The organism is Candidatus Zixiibacteriota bacterium (genome assembly GCA_021159005.1).
In the GTDB taxonomy this organism is placed as follows: domain Bacteria; phylum Zixibacteria; class MSB-5A5; order UBA10806; family 4484-95; genus JAGGSN01.
In genome coordinates, this window is the sequence record JAGGSN010000221.1 from 1 (window position 1) to 4,479 (window position 4,479).

Sequence of the window (4,479 nt, forward strand, 5' to 3'; positions counted from 1 at the left end):
GTGAAAAAGAATGCTTAATAGCCGCTTATTTATCCCCCAATAACTGAGGTATTACATATATTTGCATATTTTCCTTGCATTAATTGCAGTAATATCTTATAAGTAATCGTTTCAAAGGAGATGTATGGAATATCTTGGCATAGACATAGGTTCAATATCAATTAGCGTTGCCGCAATCGACAGCGGGAAAAATATTATATCAACATCCTATATACGTCATCAGGGCGCGCCCGAAAAAGCGCTAAAGCAATACCTTACAGATAAGGATTTGTCCCGATATGACGGCATAGGATTCACCGGCACCGGCGGTAAAAGGTCGGCGGAACTTCTCGATTATACATATATAAATGAAATCATCGCCACAGCCGCCGCGCTTGTTCAATATAGTCCGCAAACGAATTCAGCTATCGAGATGGGCGGGCAGGGTTCAAAATATTATCGGATAAAAGACAATGCCCTAATAGATTTTTCCACCAGCGGCTTATGCGCCGCCGGCACTGGCTCGTTTTTGGACCAACAAGCAGGCAGGCTTAAGGTATCAATCGAGGACGAATTTGGCAGGCTCGCTTTAAAATCGACAAGCCCGCCTCATATAGCCGGCCGATGTTCGGTATTCGCCAAATCCGACATGATTCATAACCAGCAAATAGGCACGCCAGATTATGATATTATCGCCGGTTTATGCTATGCGGTCGTCCGCAATTATCGAAGCACGATTATCCAGAAGAAAATACTGGTTAAGCCGGTTGCTTTCGTTGGTGGTGTTGCCCTAAACCCCGGCGTAGTGAAAGCGTTTAAAGATGAACTTGGCTTGCAGGATAATGAGTTGATTATCCCTGAAAACTGTCTCTATTTCAGCGCGCTCGGCGCGGCTTTGAAAATCAGCGAAACGCAAATAAAAGCCAAAAAGAAGCCTGTCAAGCTAAAAGCCCTCGACCGCAAACTTACATTGAAAAGAGCTGCCGAACCGCTAAAATATAGCAGCCAGTCAACAAAGAATTATGATATTACATCAAGCCCATCGAAAATTACCTCCGATACCGGCTATCTCGGCGTGGATATCGGTTCGCTTTCCACAAACCTTGTGGTTATCGACTCGGAGGGCAATGTGATGGCGCGCCGCTACCTGATGACTGAAGGGCGGCCTATAAAGACTGTCCAGCGAGGATTAAAAGAAGTCGCCGATGAGCTTGACGGCAATGTTCGCATAGTCGGCGTAGGTACTACCGGCTCGGGACGCTATCTTATAGGCGATATACTAGGCGCGGATATTGTCAGAAACGAAATCACAGCGCAAGCTAAAGCGGCGGTGTTTTTCGACCCGAAAGTCGATACTGTTTTCGAAATCGGCGGTCAGGATTCAAAGTATATAAGTATCGACAACGGCACAGTAGTCGATTTCGAGATGAACAAAGCCTGCGCCGCCGGCACCGGCTCGTTTTTGCAGGAACAAGCCGAACGTTTGGATATATCAATCGAGGAACAGTTCGGCAGTCTGGCTTTGCAGTCGAAATGTCCGGTTGGCTGCGGCGAACGGTGTACGGTGTTTATCGAATCGGATATAATAAGCCATCAACAGCAGGGCGCGCCGCGTGAAGACTTAGTAGCCGGGCTGGCTTATTCGATTGTTAATAACTATCTCAACAAAGTAGTGGGCAACAAAAGAATCGGTGATAATATATTTTTTCAGGGCGGCGTTGCCTGGAATAAAGGTGTAGTAGCCGCTTTCGAGAATGTTGCCGGTAAAAACATAACAGTCCCGCCTCATCATGATGTTACCGGTGCTATCGGTGCGGCTTTGCTGGCAATGGAAAACGGTCATAAGCAATCCACCTTTAAAGGTTTTGGCGTAGCTGACACAACATTCAAGCAGGAAAGCTTTGTCTGCGAGGATTGCGCCAATGTCTGCACTATCAGGAAAATTACTTCAACTGAAGGCAAAGAGCTTTTCTATGGGTCGCGCTGTGGGAAATATGATGACGAAAAAACTGATGAAGAATCTAAAAAAAGAGCCAGAAATAATCCGACTGCGTGGCGCAATCGACTCATGTTTTCCTATGGTAAGAAAGTTCATAAAAAACCAAAAGGCGTTATCGGCATTCCAAGACTTCTGATTCATTGGGCTTATTGGCCGTTCTGGGCGACTTTATTTAATGAATTAGGATTTAAGGTTATAGGTTCCGCCCCGACTAATAATACAATCGTCCGTGAGGGCGCGCAAATTGTCGGTTCGGAAACATGTTTCCCGGTTAAGGTTGCACATGGTCATGTATTAAACCTGCTAACGCGGAATGTTGATCATATATTCCTGCCCTCGGTAATAAATGCCAAAACTCACGATGAAGAAAAACTCGACAGCTATTTCTGCCCCTATGTTCAAGCGATTCCATACCTAGTTAAAGCGGCAATGAAGGATCGTCTGAAAGATGCTTCAATTCTTACGCCAACCATATATTTCGGTTATGGCGATGACTTAAACAAAAGGCAGATTATTGATATAGGCAAATCTTTGAAATGTTCAAAGCGTCTGATTTTAAAAGCACACGAAACCGCTATTAATGCTCAGGATGATTTTAATGCTAAGCTTATCGATAAGGGCAAGGAATATCTTGCAAGCTTCAAGGGCAAAAAGCTGATAATGGTTGGGCGTCCTTATAATACCTGCGACCCGGGATTAAACCTTGAGCTTCCTAAAAAGATTGCTGCGTTGGGAGCATTGTGTTTACCGCCTGATATGATTCCTATCGATAATACGCCGGTAAAGGATATGTATTGGCATTTCGGAAAAACAATTACGCGGATTGCTGATTATGTTAATAAAAATAATGATATACATGCTGTTTATATCACCAATTTTGGCTGCGGACCTGATTCATTCATCACTCATGATTTTAGCTATATACTTAAGGGCAAGCCGTTTTTAACGCTCGAACTTGATGAGCATTCCGCCGATGCCGGTCTGATGACCCGATGCGAGGCGTTCCTCGACAGCATAAGCGGAGCAGAAAAAGCTGTAGAAAAAATCGAGCCAGCTCCCGCCATAAGAAAAATAAAAATGTTGGGACGCAAACTGTATGTCCCCCGTATGTCTGATTTAGCTGAGATATTTGCATCGGCTTTAATGCATTGCGGTATCGAGGCGGAGGCTATGCCCGAGTCGGATGAAAAGACAATCGAATTAGGACGGAGATATACCAACGGCAAGGAATGTTATCCGGCGGTGCTGACTACCGGCGATATAATCAAACTTGTCCAGTCTCCCGGTTTTGAACATGACCGGTCGGCTTTCTTTATGCCTGCCGCCGGCGGACCATGCCGGTTCGGCCAGTATCACCATCTGCAAAAACGGCTGCTTGATAAGCTTGGCTATGATAATGTGCCGATTTATTCGCCAACCTCGGAGGATTCCTATGATGATTTCCCAGGGGCGTCTAGGGGGTTTAGGATGCTTGCCTGGAAGGGGTTTGTATTCGGCGATCATCTCTACAAGCTTTGTATGTCGGCTCGACCGGGAACATCCGATAAGGCAGGAGTGGAAAGCATTTTCAACAAAGCATATAAGGCGGGTTGTGATGATGTTGTCGCTGGCGGTGAAAATCTAAAAGAAATACTTGTCGAAAGTTCCCGAATGTTTAACCGCTTAGACCGCAATCGCAAGCCGAGAGTAAAAATAGGCGTAGTGGGCGAGATATACATTCGCAACAATCGTTTCGCTAATAATTACCTTGTCGATAAACTCGAAAGTTTCGGCGCCGAGGTTTTTATCGCCTCATTGATAGAATGGGTCGCCTATACAACTTATATGTATAAATATCACAGCCTCGTTAAACGGGAATATACCGAGCTTATTAAAGCATATCTGCAGAATTATATCCAGAACCGCGAAGAGCATAGGGTTGTTAAACCTATACATGGTATGCTAAACGGCAACTCTGAAAAACCAATGGGTAAAGTTTTAAATTATGCAGTGCCTTATTTAAGCCGTTCTATAGGCGGAGAGGCGGTGTTGTCTATTGGCAAGGCGATTGATATGGTGCATGAGAATTGCGGCGGTATTGTCAACTGTATGCCGTTTACCTGCATGCCCGGTAATATCGTATCGGCGTTGTCGTCTGAGATAAGCGCCGATTTGGGAGGCGTGCCCTGGCTTAATATCACCTATGAAGGTCCCGGCGATCCCACCGAGGATTTGAAAATCGAAGCGTTTGTTGACCAAGCCGCCGCCTGGCAGGCTAAGCAGAGAGATAAGGTATTCTCATAATAGTATCTTTTTTATCCATCAGGATAACAGCTGGTCATTGATAAAATAGCATCTTATATTTTTGGATTGATATATACTGCAACGCGGAGGGGCATTCGGCTCAGACGGATACGAATTTCTGTTACAAGCGGCGTTTGGTAAAAAGAGTAAAAAATTATATGTTGTCACTACTGTCCGGCCTTTTGTCCGCCTTAGGCGGATGCTATAATGATGTCATT

Annotated in this window: 1 protein-coding gene; it reads left to right on the plus strand. The window is 45.0% G+C overall.

The genetic code is table 11. From position 1 onward, the window contains the following. The first annotated feature begins 124 nt into the window (after positions 1–124). Entirely contained in the window at positions 125–4,261 is a 4,137-nt protein-coding gene (locus J7K40_14690) for a CoA activase (GenBank protein ID MCD6163646.1), read from the plus strand. Positions 4,262–4,479 lie beyond the last annotated feature (218 nt).